At 64.3% G+C, this 14,123-nt stretch carries 11 protein-coding genes; 3 read left to right on the top strand and 8 right to left on the bottom strand.

Annotation, left to right across the window (positions count from 1 at the left end; all coding sequences use genetic code 11):
- Positions 1-6 precede the first annotated feature (6 nt).
- Both PXK07_RS12220 and PXK07_RS12215 read left to right on the top strand, forming a co-directional pair.
- Complete coding sequence (locus PXK07_RS12220; RefSeq protein WP_274848599.1) at positions 7-345, top strand: carboxymuconolactone decarboxylase family protein; 339 nt, start codon at positions 7-9, stop codon at positions 343-345.
- 60 nt (positions 346-405) lie between these two features.
- Positions 406-996, top strand: a complete 591-nt coding sequence (locus PXK07_RS12215; RefSeq protein ID WP_274848598.1) for an HD domain-containing protein — start codon at positions 406-408, stop codon at positions 994-996.
- A 6-nt stretch (positions 997-1,002) separates the two neighbouring features.
- Here the strand turns inward: PXK07_RS12215 and PXK07_RS12210 are convergent, their stop codons facing one another.
- From PXK07_RS12210 to PXK07_RS12185, 6 genes are all read right to left on the bottom strand, one after another.
- Positions 1,003-1,734 carry an LrgB family protein gene (locus tag PXK07_RS12210; protein WP_274848597.1) on the bottom strand — a complete coding sequence of 244 codons (732 nt, stop codon included), beginning with the start codon at positions 1,732-1,734 and terminating at the stop codon, positions 1,003-1,005.
- Entirely contained in the window at positions 1,727-2,086 is a 360-nt protein-coding gene (locus PXK07_RS12205) for a CidA/LrgA family protein (RefSeq protein WP_274848595.1), read from the bottom strand. The genes PXK07_RS12210 and PXK07_RS12205 overlap by 8 nt, the downstream gene beginning before the upstream one ends.
- Positions 2,087-2,208: 122 nt before the next feature.
- Positions 2,209-4,719 (bottom strand): GcvT family protein, encoded by a 2,511-nt coding sequence (locus PXK07_RS12200; protein ID WP_274848593.1) that lies wholly within the window; start codon positions 4,717-4,719, stop codon positions 2,209-2,211.
- 225 nt (positions 4,720-4,944) lie between these two features.
- Positions 4,945-6,348, bottom strand: a complete 1,404-nt coding sequence (locus PXK07_RS12195; RefSeq protein ID WP_274848592.1) for an FAD-binding oxidoreductase — start codon at positions 6,346-6,348, stop codon at positions 4,945-4,947.
- 98 nt (positions 6,349-6,446) lie between these two features.
- Positions 6,447-8,237 (bottom strand): gamma-glutamyltransferase, encoded by a 1,791-nt coding sequence (ggt, locus tag PXK07_RS12190; protein WP_274848591.1) that lies wholly within the window; start codon positions 8,235-8,237, stop codon positions 6,447-6,449.
- A gap of 54 nt (positions 8,238-8,291) precedes the next feature.
- Positions 8,292-9,278: a 2-hydroxyacid dehydrogenase gene (locus PXK07_RS12185; RefSeq protein WP_274848590.1), complete on the bottom strand. Its 987-nt coding sequence runs from the start codon at positions 9,276-9,278 to the stop codon at positions 8,292-8,294.
- 203 nt (positions 9,279-9,481) lie between these two features.
- On the opposite strand from PXK07_RS12185, the gene PXK07_RS12180 reads away from it, so the two are divergent.
- The gene (locus PXK07_RS12180; protein ID WP_274848589.1) at positions 9,482-9,991 is read left to right on the top strand and encodes an SH3 domain-containing protein; all 510 of its coding nucleotides are present in this window, start codon (positions 9,482-9,484) and stop codon (positions 9,989-9,991) included.
- A 12-nt stretch (positions 9,992-10,003) separates the two neighbouring features.
- Here PXK07_RS12180 and PXK07_RS12175 read toward each other — a convergent pair whose 3' ends face one another.
- Together PXK07_RS12175 and PXK07_RS12170 are read right to left on the bottom strand one after the other, a co-directional pair.
- Positions 10,004-12,637: an AAA family ATPase gene (locus PXK07_RS12175; RefSeq protein WP_274848588.1), complete on the bottom strand. Its 2,634-nt coding sequence runs from the start codon at positions 12,635-12,637 to the stop codon at positions 10,004-10,006.
- Positions 12,634-13,791: a metallophosphoesterase family protein gene (locus PXK07_RS12170; RefSeq protein ID WP_274848586.1), complete on the bottom strand. Its 1,158-nt coding sequence runs from the start codon at positions 13,789-13,791 to the stop codon at positions 12,634-12,636. The genes PXK07_RS12175 and PXK07_RS12170 overlap by 4 nt, the downstream gene beginning before the upstream one ends.
- Positions 13,792-14,123: the final 332 nt, after the last annotated feature.

The raw sequence follows: 14,123 nt of genomic DNA, 5'->3' as shown, positions 1-14,123 counted from the left end.
CGACCGATGAACTGGACCGAAAAACTGAACAAGACCCGCACCGGGCTGCGCAACCTGAACCAGGCGATCCCCGACACGGCGCAGGCCTTTGGCGCGCTGGGAAAGGCCGTGAAACAGGGCGGAACGCTTGAGTTCAAGCAGAAGGAATTCGTGGCTCTGGGCATCGCGGTGGCCCTGCGCTGCGAGGATTGCATCGGCCTGCATGTGGAAACACTGATCAAGGCTGGTGCCAGTCGCGAGGAAGTCGCCGATGTGCTGGCCATGTCAATCCAGATGGGCGGCGGCCCCTCGATGATGTATGCCGCCAAGGCGATGACCTGCTTTGACGAGCTGACAGCGGGATAATCGCTGACAGAGCAAAACAGAGTGGCTAGGCTTCCCGAAACTCCAAACGGGGAGCCTGCCATGAAAGATGAACGTCACACGCCCACCTGGACCAGTTTTGAAGAGGCCGGAAAGGCCGACTGGGACGCGGTCATGGCGTATGAGGAGGCTTACAACGCCGCCCTGCCCGACCGCATCCTGGATGCGATCCGCTCGCTGGATGAGGACTGGACGCCCTATCCGGTGAACCGCTACCAGCACTGCCTGCAGGCCGCGACCCGCGCCCATGCCGATGGCGCGGATGACGAGATCATTGTCGCCGCCCTGGTGCATGATGTGGGCGATATCCTGTCGCCCTACAATCACGGCGAACTGGCTGCAGCGATGATGAAACCCTATGTGAGCGAGCGCACCTGGTGGATCCTCAAGCACCACTGCGTCTTTCAGGGCTACTACTACAACCACCACCTTGGCGGCGACCGCCACGCGCGCGACAAATACCGCGACAGCCCCTATTGGGAGGACTGCCGCAAGTTCTGTCACGACTACGATCAATGCGCATTCGACCCGGACTATCCGACCAAACCCTTGGAGTTTTTCGAGCCGATCCTGCGCCGGGTATTGGCGCGCGGCGGTGGTCACATGGAGCTGAACGAAACCCGCGACGGCTGACGCGGGTCAGCTGCCCAGCAGCCAGACCACTCCACCCCAGATCATCGGCAACAACAGCGCTGTCGCCAGCGCATTGAGGCCCATGGCAAGGCCGGAAAACGCACCCGCGGTCTCATTCACCTGCAAGGCACGGGCGGTGCCGATCCCGTGGCTGGCGGTGCCGATCGCCAGCCCGCGCGCGCGCCAGTCGACCACGCCCATCATGTCCAGCACCTTGGGCCCCAGCATGGCGCCAAGGATGCCGGTCACGATCACCAGAACCGCCGTCAGAGAGGGCAACCCGCCCAGTTTTTCGGCGATCCCCATGGCCACGGGCGCGGTCACCGATTTGGGCGCCAGCGAAGCCAGCACCGCCTCGGACCCGCCAAGCAGCCAGGCAACCAAGACCGCCGACAGGATCGCCGTCAGCGACCCTGCCAAAAGGCTCACGGCTATTGCCAGGGCCGACCGGCGCACCCGCTGCCATTGCCGGTAAAGCGGCACCGCAAGGGCAACCGTGGCAGGCCCCAGCAGAAAATGCACGAACTGTGCGCCCTCGAAATAGGTGCCATAGTCCGTCTCCGTCAGCACCAGCACCGCCACCACGACCAGTACCGCCCCCAGCACCGGATTGAGCAGCGGATTGCGCCCCATCTTCTCGAACAGGGCGCTCGCCAGTTGAAAGGCCGCCAAGGTCAGCGTCAGGTGAAACAGGGGCGATGCGCTGAGGTAGACCCAGGTGTCCTGCAGGCTATCCATCCCCCTTCTCCGCGCCTTCTCCCGTACCGAGCCATTGCATGAGCAGCCCAGTTACCGCGATGGTCACAAGCGTGGACACGACAAGCGCCAACCCCAGCGGCAACAGCGCCTCCCCCAACAGTTGGAAATGCAGGATCACGCCAGTGCCCGCAGGCACGAACAACAGCGACATGGAGCGCAGCAGACCATCCGCTGTCTGATCCAGCCGCTCCGGCACATGGCCGCGCAGCATCAGGAAGACAAGCAGGAACACCATGCCCAGCACCGGCCCCGGAACAGGAAGCATCAGCGCCCCGGTGATGAACTCCCCGGCCAGCTGGCAGACCAGGATCAATGTCAGATAGCCAAGCATGCCATCCCTCCCCCTTGGATGGCTCAACTGTTGCACCCTGTATCGCAGCAGACAAGCATCGGGTTCCAAACAGAAAGCCCCGGCGCAGGGACCGGGGCTTTGATCGGGTCTTCGAAGGTGGCCTAGCCGTCCTTGCGGATGGTCTCGTTCTTGGGGTCATAGGGGCTGTCGCAGGTCACCATCGCATCCCACAGCTTGTCCTGCATCTTGACCTTCACCTTGGTCCCTTCGACCGCAAGCTCTGGCGGCAGATAGCCCATGCCGATCGATTTTTCGAAGGCAACCGAATAGCCGCCCGAGGTCAGACGACCCAGCCGGGTTGTGCCATCCTCGGCATAGATTGCCTCGCGGCCCCAAGGATCGGCATCGGCAGGGCCATCGATCAGCAGCGTGCAGCACTTGGCGCGGATGCCCGTCTCGACCATCGCAGCCTTGCCATGGAACTCCTTGGACAGATCGATGAAGCGCGGCAGGTCCGCCTCGGCCGGGGTGGCGTCCCGGCCCAGCTCAGTGCCAAAGGCGCGATAGCTTTTCTCCTGACGCAGCCAGTTCTGGGCGCGGGCGCCGACCAGTTTCATCCCGTGCTTTTCGCCCGCCGTGTTCAAGAGATCCCAGAGGTAATTCTGCATCTCGATCGGGTGGTGCAGCTCCCAGCCAAGCTCCCCGGTATAGGCCACACGGATCGCATTCACGGGGCACATGCCCAGTTCGATCGACCGCGCCGACAGCCAGGGGAAGCGCTTGTTGCTCAGTGCGGTGTCGGGATCGGCATCCACGATCACCTCTTTCAGCACATCGCGCGATTTCGGCCCTGCGATGGCAAAGACGCCCCACTGGGTGGTGACATCCTGGATCTCGATATAGCCGAACTCCTCCATCTTGTCCTCGGCCGCCTTGCGCAGGAAATCGGCGTCATATTCGGACCAGGCTCCGGCCGAGACCAGGTAGTAGGTGTTCTCGCCATTGCGCACGATGGTGTATTCGGTGCGGGTGGTGCCTGCCGAGGTCAGCGCGTAGGTCAGGTTGATGCGGCCCACTTTCGGCAGCTTGTTGCAGGTGAACCAATCGAGGAACTGCGTCGCACCGGGACCTTTGATCACATGTTTGGTAAAGGCGGTGGCGTCGATCAGGCCGACGCCCTCGCGGATCGCCTTGGCCTCTTCAACGGCATATTGCCACCAGCCGCCACGGCGGAAGGAGCGGGCCTCCTTGTCGAAATTGTCAGGCGCGTCCAGCGGGCCATAGTAGTTGGGGCGTTCCCAGCCATTGACAAAGCCGAACTGCGCGCCGCGCGCCTTTTGCCGGTCATAGGCCGGGGCGGTGCGCAGGGGACGGCAGGCTTCGCGCTCTTCATCCGGGTGGTGCAGGATATAGACGTGCTCGTAGCATTCCTCGTTCTTGCGGGCGGCGAATTCCGTCGTCATCCAGTTCGAGGAGTAGCGTTTCGGGTCGAGCGAGGCCATGTCGATCTCAGCCTCACCATCGACCATCATCTGCGCCAGGTAATAGCCGGTGCCGCCCGCAGCGGTGATCCCGAAGGAGAAACCTTCGGCCAGCCACATGTTGCGCAAGCCAGGTGCCGGGCCAACCAGCGGGTTGCCATCGGGGGTGTAGCAGATCGGGCCGTTGAAATCGTCCTTCAGGCCACTTTCGGCACAGGACGGCACGCGTTCGGCCATCGCCATGTACTGATCCGCGATCCGGTCCAGATCCAGAGGGAACAGATCGGCGCGGAAGCTGTCCGGCACGCCGTGTTCGAACCGTGCCGGCGCGCCATGCTCATAGATGCCCAGGATCCAGCCGCCACGTTCCTCGCGGGCATAGGATTCATTGTCGGCATCGCGCACGACGGGGTGTTCGGGGTTGCCCGCCGCGCGCCATTTGACCAGTTCGGGATCCTTGTCCATCACGATGAAGGTATGTTCGACCGGGATCGCGGGCATCTTGATGCCCAGCATCTTGGCGGTGCGTTGTGCGTGGTTGCCGGATGCGGTCACGACATGTTCGGCGGTGATCACCACCTGCTCGTCCGAGGGCACCAGGTTGCCGCCCTGCTCGACCATCTTGGTGCAGGTCACTTCCCAATGGGTGCCATTCCAGTGGAAGGCATCGGCCTGCACCTTGCGCACGATCTCGACGCCGCGCTGACGCGCGCCCTTGGCCATGGCCTGGGTCACATCGGCGGGGTTAATGTAGCCATCCTCGGTGTGGTAGATCGCGCCCTTCAGATCGCCGGTCTCGATCAGCGGCCAGCGCTCCTTGATCTGATCCGGGGTCAGCCACTCGTATTTCACATCGCAGGTCTCGGCGGTGGAGGCATAGAGCATGTATTCATCCATGCGTTCCTGCGTCTGCGCCATGCGCAGGTTGCCAACCACGGCAAAGCCCGCGTTGAGCCCGGTTTCCTCTTCCAGGGTCTTGTAGAAATCGACCGAGTATTTGTGGATATGGGTGGTCGCATAGGACATGTTGAAGAGCGGCAGCAGACCGGCAGCGTGCCAGGTGGAGCCGGAGGTCAGCTCGTCCCGCTCGATCAGCATCACATCGTCCCAGCCCGCCTTGGCCAGGTGATAGGCGATCGAGGTTCCGACGGCACCGCCGCCGACAACCAGTGCTTTGACTTGGGTTTTCATGTCCCGTTTCTCCGGAAGAAATGACTAGGCTTTTCCAATCATATGCCGGAAATCACGCAGGCAACGCCAAATCCATCCGACGCAAAAACCGACAAAACCGACCTTTCGCGTCACGGCGGAGGCAAAGCGGACCCCATGAGGGGGCAAGGGCAGGAGAAACGCACAGGGCGGCGCAGGTTTTGCCTGCACCGCCCCGCAGTGTCTTGGGGTTTCACCCCGCCAGAATCAATCGCTGAGGATCTTGCCGGGATTGAGGATATTGTCCGGGTCCAGCGCCGCCTTCACCGCCGCCATATATCGGGTCGCCGCGCCCAGCTCTTTGGTCAGATAGGGGCGTTTGCCCTGGCCGATACCGTGTTCGCCGGTGCAGGTCCCCTCCATCGAGATCGCCATGTCATTGAGCCAGCCGATGTAATCATCCGCCTTCTGGCGTTCCTCGGCGCTGTCCATATCAATGAGCAGAAGCGCGTGGAAATTGCCGTCGCCCACATGGCCCACCATCGGGGCCAGCAACCCCATCTCCTCGGCCTTGTCACGGGCGGCGCCGACGCATTCGGCAAGCCGCGAAATCGGCACGCAGACATCCGTTGACAGCCCCTTGGCGCCGGGGCGCAGGCCCAGCCCCGCCCAATACATGTCATGGCGCGCCTGCCACAGCTTGTTGCGCTCTTCTGCGGTGGAAGTCGCCTCGAAATCGAAGCCGCCGAATTCCTCCGCGATGGAGGAGAACATATCGGCCTGTTCGACCACGCCCGCCTCGGAGCCGTGGAATTCCAGCAGCAGAAGCGGCACCTCGGGCAGGTCCAGCTTGGAATAGGCATTGGCGGCCTGAACGCTCATCGCGTCCAGCATTTCGATGCGGGCGACCGGAATGCCGTATTGAATGGTCATCATCACCGCGCGGCAGGCATCATCGATGCTGCGGAAGGCGCATCGCGCCGAACGGATCGCCTCGGGGATGCCCTGCAGGCGCAGGGTGATCTCGGTGATCAGACCCAGGGTGCCTTCGGAGCCGACCATCAGCCGGGTCAGGTCATAACCGGCCGAAGATTTCTTGGCCCGCTGCGCGGTGCGGATCACCTCGCCATCGGCCATCACCACCTCAAGCGCGATCACATTGTCCTTCATGGTGCCATAGCGCACCGCATTGGTGCCCGAGGCCCGCGTCGCCGTCATGCCGCCGAGCGAGGCATTGGCACCGGGATCAATCGGGAAGAACAGGCCCTGGTCGCGCAGGAAGGTGTTGAGCTGCTCGCGCGTCACACCGGGCTGCACCACCACATCCAGATCCTCGGCATGGACGGCGAGGATCTTGTCCATCCGGCTCATGTCCACCGAGATACCGCCCGCAGGCGCGTTCACATGGCCTTCCAGCGAAGTGCCGGTGCCGAAGGGAATCACAGGCACGCCATATTGCGCACAGATCTTCACGACCTCTGACACCTCTTCAGTGGAGGTCGGAAAGACCACCGCATCGGGGATCTGGTTGTCGATCCAGGTGGTGGTATGGCCGTGCTGTTCGCGAATGGCCTGGCCGGTCTGCAAACGGTCTGCGAACTGCTGTTTCAACACGCCGATAGCGGCTTTGATCCCCGGCTCGTTGCGCGGCAGTGATGTGGCTTGCACCATGGCTGGTCCCTTCTCCTCCAAATGCGTGTTGTCATGTCAACACGATGGGCACTATACGGCCCCCGCGCCCATTTGCAAGCAGGCGCGGGGCAATGCGTTCATTCGCCCAGCGCGATGCCCTCGCGGCGCGGATCGGCACCGCCTTTCAATGTATCCCCGATCTCGATCGCATGCAGTCCCGAGGTCAGATCGCGCAGGTTGACCTTGTAGCCCATCGCCTCCAGCGGTTCGGCCAGGTCGGCAGCGGCGCTCCCGTTTTCCAGATCGTAGGTACCGAAGCGGTTCACCGCATGGGGCAAAGCGACCGCCTGTTGCACGTCCATGCCCCAATCGGCCCAGGCGATGATGGTCTTGGCCACATAGCCGATGATCCGACTGCCCCCGGGCGAGCCAACAGCCAGCACCGGCTTGTCCCCCTGCATCACGATCGTGGGCGCCATGGACGAGCGTGGCCGTTTGCCCGGCTCCAGCCGGTTGGCAATCGGCACCCCGTCACGATGGCTACGGAAGGAGAAATCCGTCAGCTCGTTGTTCAGCAGGAAGCCGTTCGTCATCAGGCGCGATCCAAAGCCGTTCTCGATGGTAGTGGTCATCGACAGGACATTGCCATATCCATCCACGATGGAGATATGAGAGGTCGAGGGAAACTCGATCGAGGCGTCATCCGCCCAAAGCGCAGCCGCGCCCGCATGATCGAATTCCGGCGTCCCCGGCGCCACCTCCGGCAGCGCATCATCGCCCGCCAGCAGCTTGGCCCGTTCTGCCAGATAGGCGGGATCTACCAGGCCTTTGCTGGGCACAGGCACGTAATCGCTATCGGCCATGTAGCGCCCCCGGTCGGCAAAGGCGAGCCGCGAGGCATCGCCGATCAGCCGCCAGGCCTCGGGGTTTTCGGCACCCAAAGTGGCCAGATCATATTGCCCCAGCATCCCCAGGATCTGTCCCACGGTCAGCGCACCCGAAGAGGGCGGCCCCATACCGCAGACCTCGAAGGCGCGATATTCGGCGCAAACGGCAGGACGTTCCTTCACCTGATAGAGAGCCAGATCCATTTCGGACAACAGACCCGGGTTGCCTTGTGCCTCTGTCACCGTGCGCACGATCTCCGCCGCGATTGGCCCTGTGTAAAAGCCATCTGCCCCCTCGGCCGCCAAGGTCCGCAAGACCTCGGCATAGGCCGGATTCAGCAGCCTGTCACCGGGTTGCAAGGGCACCCCACCGGGCAGGAAATAGTCAGCCGTTGCCGGATAGCGCGACAGCCGCTTGGCATCGCCTTCGATCAGCCCGGCCAGGCGCGGAGAGACAAGGAATCCATTGTCAGCCAGATCGATGCCCGCTTCAAACAGCGATGGCCAGTTGGCCCGCCCCCAGCGGCGATGGGCGGCCTCCAAGAGCGCGGGCGTGCCGGGGGTGCCCACCGAACGCCCGCCAACCACCGCATCGTAGAATTTCAGCGGCGCGCCATTCTCGTCCTGAAACAGGCGCGGGGTCGCCGCCAAAGGGGCTGTTTCGCGCCCGTCCAGCGTGGTGATCTCACCGCTGGCGGCGTCATACCAGACCAGAAAGGCGCCACCACCCAGCCCCGAGGATTGCGGCTCCACCAGCCCCAGGACCACCTGCACCGCCACCATGGCATCCGCCGCCGAGCCGCCCGCCCGCAGCACCTCGGCACCGGCGGCAACCGCATGGGGGTTGGCGGCGGCAATCATCCAGTCCTGGGCATCGACGGACTGCCCCGCCTCCTTGGCGCGCAGCGCCGCGGCGACCTCGGGCGACAGGGCTTCAAAGCGACCCGCGGTGGCACTCTCCGGCGCAACCGCATCGGCGGCCTCCTGCGCCGCCGCAGCTCCGGCAGCAAGGGCGAATACAGCAATCACAATCGGCTTCATCGAATATCTCCTGATCAAAAATGCAAACGCGGGCCAATGGCCCGCGTCTAGGTCTCACAACATGGAGGGGATCACCTGATCCGGCGGACGGTGCCCGTCTTCGAATGTCTTGATGTTCAAGAGCACCTTCTCGCCCATCTCGATCCGCCCCTCGATGGTGGCCGATCCCATATGCGGCAACAGCACCACATTGGGCAGTTCGCGCAGGCGCGGATTGATGTCGGTGCCGTGTTCATAGACGTCAAGCCCCGCCCCCGCGATCTCACCCGCGCGCAGCATCCGGGTCAGCGCATGTTCGTCGATCACCTCGCCGCGCGAGGTGTTGATGATCACCGCATCGGGTTTCATCAGCTTCAAGCGCCGCGCGTTCATCAGATGAAAGGTCGAAGGCGTCGAGGGACAGTTGACCGAGATGACATCCATGCGCGCCACCATCTGATCGAGGCTCTCCCAATAGGTCGCTTCCAGCTCTTCCTCGATCTCGGGGCGCAGGCGGCGGCGGTTGTGGTAATGGATCTGCATGCCGAATGCCTTGGCCCGGCGGGCAACCGCCTGACCGATCCGCCCCATGCCCAGGATGCCAAGGCGCCGCCCGGCCAGCCGTCCGCCCAGCATCGCCGTGGGCGCCCAGCCTTCCCATTCGCCCTTTTGCATCAGGGCCAGCCCTTCGGGGATCCGCCGCACCACCGCCATGATCAGCGCCATGGTCATATCCGCCGTATCGTCGGTCAGAACCCCGGGGGTGTTGGAGACCAGAATGCCGCGCTGGCGCGCCGTGGAGACATCGATGTGATCGACACCGGCACCGTAGTTGGCGATCAGTTTCAGCCTGGATCCTGCCTGCGCCAGAAGACCGGCATCGATTGCATCTGTGACCGTCGGCACCAACACGTCGGCAGCCTGCATCGCCTCGGCCAGTTCGCTGCGGGTCATGGGCGTATCGTCACTGCGCAGCCGCACATTGAACAACTCACTCAACCGGGTTTCCACCGGTTCCGGCAACCGTCGCGTAACAACAACAGTCAGACGTTCTCTTACCACTTGCGCTCTCCCATGGCTTTTCAGTTCCAGCACCGCCATGGCATCGTGACGCAGGTTGCAGGCAGGCACAAGAACCCTTCCGCACCAACCGGTCCAAGTGACGCGGCATTCCGGTATTCCCCTCCGGAGCAACGAGGGATAAGACCGGATGAATGGATGGCCAGCGGGCCAGCGGATCGAGCATGAACAAGCAGGCGGTAGCGATGACGGCTTTGAATTTGCGTCCACTCTTGCTGGCCCTTGGTGCCATACTCGCATGTGCGTCCAGCCTGCAGGCCAGTGACGCGCGCGGCCCTGTCACCAACCTGCCGCTGCCGCGTTTCGTCTCGATGAAGGCCTCCGAGGCGAATGTGCGGCGCGGCCCCTCGCTGACGCACCGGATCGACTGGGTGTTCAAACGGCGCGGCATGCCCTTGAAGGTGACGGCGGAATACGGCCACTGGCGGCGGGTGAGCGACCATGACAATGCAGGCGGCTGGGTCCATTACACGCTGATTTCCGGCGTGCGCACCGTCCTGGTGCAGGAAGACATGCTGACCGTTCACTCCCGCCCGGATCCTGCATCTCCCGTCACCGCCGCCTTTGAACTTGGGGTCGTCGCCCGGCTTGGCAGCTGCATCATCGACTGGTGCGAGATCACCGCCGGCGGCTACAGCGGCTGGACCCCGAAGACCAAGATATGGGGCGTATTGCCCGACGAGATCCGCGAATAGCCCGTCCTGCGATCAGCCCCGGTCGGCTACGGGCCGGATGCTGAGCGGCGTGCCGCCAAGGCCGCGAAAGGCCTTTTGGCGGCAGGAGAAGACGATGATCTGCAGATCATCCGCCTGCAGGGTCAGCGCATCGAAGATCTTCTCGATCCGGGCATCATCCGTGTAGACGATGGCATCGTCCAGGATCACCGGCGCCGGGGTGCCCGCCCGTGCCAGCAATCGCGCAAAGGCCAGCCGCACCAAGAGGGCAACCTGTTCCTGGGCGCCGCCCGACAGGCTGTCAAAGCCGACCACCTCGCCGCCACGTTCCAATTCGCTGGGCAGGATTTCATCGGCATCCACCGTGAGCTGTGCCTCGGGCCAGAGCATCCGCAACAGCGGGCGCAGCTCGGCCATGATCGGGCCCAAGTAGTGATCCTGCGCCTCCTTGCGGGCGCCTTCCAGGGCCGCCAGCAGCCGCCGTAGGACAGAGACCTCGAACTCCACCGCCTGAAGCCGCTTTTGCGCGCGGGCCAGCTGATCTTCGGTATCGGCCAGTTCCTCTTCCACGGCCGCGCTTGCATGGGCCGCGATACGGGTGTCCAGCACCGCCAAATCCCGCGCGATCTCCTGCCCCCGCTGACGGGCAGCCTCCAGCGCCGATCCTGCCCGCTGCAAGACAGCCTTGGCCTGGGCGAAATCGGGCGCGGCATGGCGCAGGGTCTCCTCGGCGGCCTTCGCCTCGGCCAGGGCCCGTTGCAACTGCGGCAACTGGGCCAGCAGCTCTGCGTGCAGCTCAGAGGCCCGATCCACCCCCAGTGCCGCCACCGCGCGCTCCAGCCGCTGCGCTGCGGCCTCGGCCCTGGCCCTTGCATTTTCTTCGACAAGGCGTGCATCTTCCGCAACCGCGCGCAGGGCCTCGTGATCGGATACAAGCTGGTCACAGGCGCGTTCCGCCGCCTGACAGGCCGCTTCGGCGCTGGCCTGATCCGGCAAAGGCGCCGCTTGGCCCGCCTCCGGACCGGTTTCACCCGTCTCGGGCAGCGCCGCCAGCTGCGCCCGCAACGCCGCCAGCCCCTCAGGAGCGAGGGCGGCAAGCAGCGCTTCAGCCTCTTGCCGGTGCTGCCGCGCGGCCGCTCGGACCTGATGCGCCCGGCGCGCCGCATCCACTTCATCGTATCCGGCACGCTGTAACGCAGCGGACAGCGCCTCTTGCGCCTGTTCCAGCGCATCCGCCCCGCCAATCTGGCCGGGGTGCACCTCTATTGCCGCGACACCCGGCACCAAGAGTTTCCCACCTTTGGGCAAGGGCAGCCGCTGCCCTCCCGCAACCGCCTCTCCCCCAAAGAGAACACGAGGGGCGCCAGCATCCGTGCCGCCAGCCTCGTAGTGGACGGTCACCGCCGTGGCGGCAGCCTCCTGTGCCCGCTGCGCCAGGCCAAGGGCTTCGCGCGCGGTCTCGATCCGGCGCATCATGGCGTCATCCGGTCCGGTTTCAGCGGCCTGTTGCGCGGTCTCGATGGCCGCGGCCTGCAGCTGCGCCTTGTCCAGGCGGGCCTGCAGATCACGGCGCAGCCCCTCTGCCTGCGCCACCGAGGCCCGCTTCAAGACCGCATCCAATGTGGCGCGGGCCTCGCGGGCCTTGGTGCGGGCCGGGTTGAGCGCCTCAAACAGCTGCTGCAGCTCGGCTGCGTGGCGTTGATAGGCCTGGGCCGCATCCTGAACGGTGGCCTTGGCCTGATCCTGCTCGGCGCGGGCCGATTGCACCTCTTGCAGGCGGTCGCCCAGGCTTTGCAGCTTGCGCTGGTGGTTTTCCTGCAGGGTCTCCGCCAGTTTCACCGCATGGGCGGCCTGGGCCAACTGCTCATGGTGGTGTTTGGCAATCTCCATCGCAGCCTCTGCCGCCTGCAGCCGTGCCTCCAGCGCCGCGCGCTCCTCGGGGTCGTTCAAGGCGGCCAGTTCACCGCGCAGCTCGCGCCGCTGATCGAGCAGCTGACGCAGCTCCTGCATCTGGGCTGCAAGCCGGTCGCGGCGCTCCGACAACTCCAGCACATCCCGTTCGGCCAGATCCAGCGCACCGCCTTTCCGGGCGCCGCGCTTGGTCACCAATTGGTCGAGACTGTCCTGCACCCGCTGGCAGATCGCATCCATGCGCTGCCCGCCGGTGACCATCCCGACCTCTCCGGAAACCGAGGACAGCAGATCGCGGCGGGCCTTCTCCGTCGTCTTGGCGTCTTCAAAAGAAGTGAGCCCCTGGCGCACCCAGAGCAGCCCCGAAGGCCCGCCGTCCTTGGGCAGCTTGATCAGCCCCTTCAGCCAGCTTTCAGCGGCATCGGCCTGATGCAGCAGGCGATCCTCCTGCCAGACGCGCACCTCGCCCTTGCCGGCGCTTCTGAAGAACTGTTTTGCAATCCTGTATCGATCCCCCTCGTGGTCCACTTCGACCTCGATCCGTGGGTCTCCGCCCGCATGAGGCACCAGCGCGCGGATCTCCTTGTCCCAGGATTTGGCATCCTTGAAGAACAGCGCATGCAGCGCATCGAAGACGGTGGACTTGCCCTGTTCGTTGGGCGCCGACAGCACATTGAGACCGGGACCGATCCCGGCGATCTCGACCGGGTCGACAAAGCGGCGGATATTCTCAAGGCGGATCGCACGGATCTTCATCGGGGCTCTCCCGGCTCGCCCTCGTCCTGGCTATAGGCGAACAACCGGTTGAGCGCGGCGGCGGCCACCTGTCGCTCGGCCTCGGCCAGAGCCGGATCTTCGCAGGCGCGCATCAGATCCTCTGCCGCCACCCGCAGGGCGCCACCGCGACCGATCAGATCCAGATCCTCCACCTGATGTTCATCGCCAAGGTCGGACAGATCCAGATCCAGATGGCAGAACTCCGGCGCGTATCGCGCCACCTCCTGGCCAAGCGCAAGGCGCTGCGGCGGCGTCGCCCAGCCCACGGCCCGGATCCGCAAGAGGTGATAGCGCCAGTCGGCCCGCTCCGCTGGCAGAAGATCCTGGATCGCAGCCGCGATATCGGTGCTCGGCGTCAAATCCAGAGTGACCTCCTGCCAATGAAACTGGCCGACCTCCAGCGGCTGCACCTGCGGCGGCTGCCCCGCGCCTGCAATCTCGACCAGCAGGCACTGTCCGCGCCCGGCGTGTTTGAAGCGATCCGCCTCCGGGGTGCCGCTGTAATGGGTCCGCTCATTGACCTGCAAACGGCCGTGCCAGTCCCCCAGGGCGAGATAATCGAGCCCCGCCCGGCTGGCACGATCAGGGGCGATCGTCTCACCGGAGCCATCATTCGTGGTCTGGCTGGCGAACTCCAGCACCCCGCCATGGGCCAGCCCGATCCGCAGGCTGCCCGGATCACTGCTGCAATCATCCATCCAGGCGGTCAGATCCCGCCCCGCAAAGCGATGACTGCATGGTGCGGGTAGCAGCAGCACACCAGGCGCCATCTGAACCGGCTCCGGTTGCAGCAACAGATGCACGTTCTCAGGGGCATGCGCCTGCAAAGCGGTCCACAGAGGTTCGGCTGCGGCACTATCGTGGTTGCCAGGAATGATCCACCACTCCAGCCCCTGCGCCGCCCCCATGGCGGCCAGAGCCTGGCGCTGCACCCGCTCCGAAGGGGTTTCCGTGTCGAACATATCCCCCGCGATCACCACATGCGCCGCATCCTGCGCCCGGGCCATCTCTGCCAATCTGAACAGCACCTCTTGCCGGGCTTGTTGAAGGGCCATCCGAGTCTCTTCGCCGAATTGCCCAAACCGCTTTCCCAGATGCAGATCGGAACTGTGCAGAAAGCGCAAGGAAGTCATCAGTGTCTCCGGACGGGCCTGGCCAGAAATGAAGGAAGGCCCCATGAGTGGCAGAGCCGACAGCGACGGTCAACGCCGCTCTGTGACCGCCGCGCCCCTGGCCTGCGCGATTCTATGCGTCGTCCAACGGTCTTCGCTTCAAAGGCAGCCGGGACTGCTCTGCGGATCGAAACCACAGCGGGATTTGCGAAAACACCTGGATATTGAGCGGTTCCGGCCGATTTTCGCTTGAATTCGCACCATTGAAGGCACCCAGATTCCGTTAAAACCCCTGCAGGCAATTGCGCCTTTGGCGCTGTTGTTTTACACGGGGGGCGATATGCACGGCCAGA

This window comes from Phaeobacter sp. QD34_24 (assembly GCF_028890115.1).
Lineage (GTDB): Bacteria > Pseudomonadota > Alphaproteobacteria > Rhodobacterales > Rhodobacteraceae > Phycobacter.
Note: the sequence above shows the minus strand (reverse complement) of the source record. Positions and strands in the feature narration are given on the sequence as shown.

Excerpts from the sequence above, each read along its gene's own strand:
- PXK07_RS12170 (WP_274848586.1), bottom strand. The coding sequence starts at position 13,791 with ATGACTTCCTTGCGCTTTCTGCACAGTTCCGATCTGCATCTGGGAAAG.
- PXK07_RS12180 (WP_274848589.1), top strand. The coding sequence starts at position 9,482 with ATGACGGCTTTGAATTTGCGTCCACTCTTGCTGGCCCTTGGTGCCATA.
- PXK07_RS12200 (WP_274848593.1), bottom strand. The coding sequence starts at position 4,719 with ATGAAAACCCAAGTCAAAGCACTGGTTGTCGGCGGCGGTGCCGTCGGA.
- PXK07_RS12215 (WP_274848598.1), top strand. The coding sequence starts at position 406 with ATGAAAGATGAACGTCACACGCCCACCTGGACCAGTTTTGAAGAGGCC.
- PXK07_RS12220 (WP_274848599.1), top strand. The coding sequence starts at position 7 with ATGAACTGGACCGAAAAACTGAACAAGACCCGCACCGGGCTGCGCAAC.
- PXK07_RS12195 (WP_274848592.1), bottom strand. The coding sequence starts at position 6,348 with ATGGTGCAAGCCACATCACTGCCGCGCAACGAGCCGGGGATCAAAGCC.
- PXK07_RS12205 (WP_274848595.1), bottom strand. The coding sequence starts at position 2,086 with ATGCTTGGCTATCTGACATTGATCCTGGTCTGCCAGCTGGCCGGGGAG.
- ggt (WP_274848591.1), bottom strand. The coding sequence starts at position 8,237 with ATGAAGCCGATTGTGATTGCTGTATTCGCCCTTGCTGCCGGAGCTGCG.
- PXK07_RS12210 (WP_274848597.1), bottom strand. The coding sequence starts at position 1,734 with ATGGATAGCCTGCAGGACACCTGGGTCTACCTCAGCGCATCGCCCCTG.
- PXK07_RS12175 (WP_274848588.1), bottom strand. The coding sequence starts at position 12,637 with ATGAAGATCCGTGCGATCCGCCTTGAGAATATCCGCCGCTTTGTCGAC.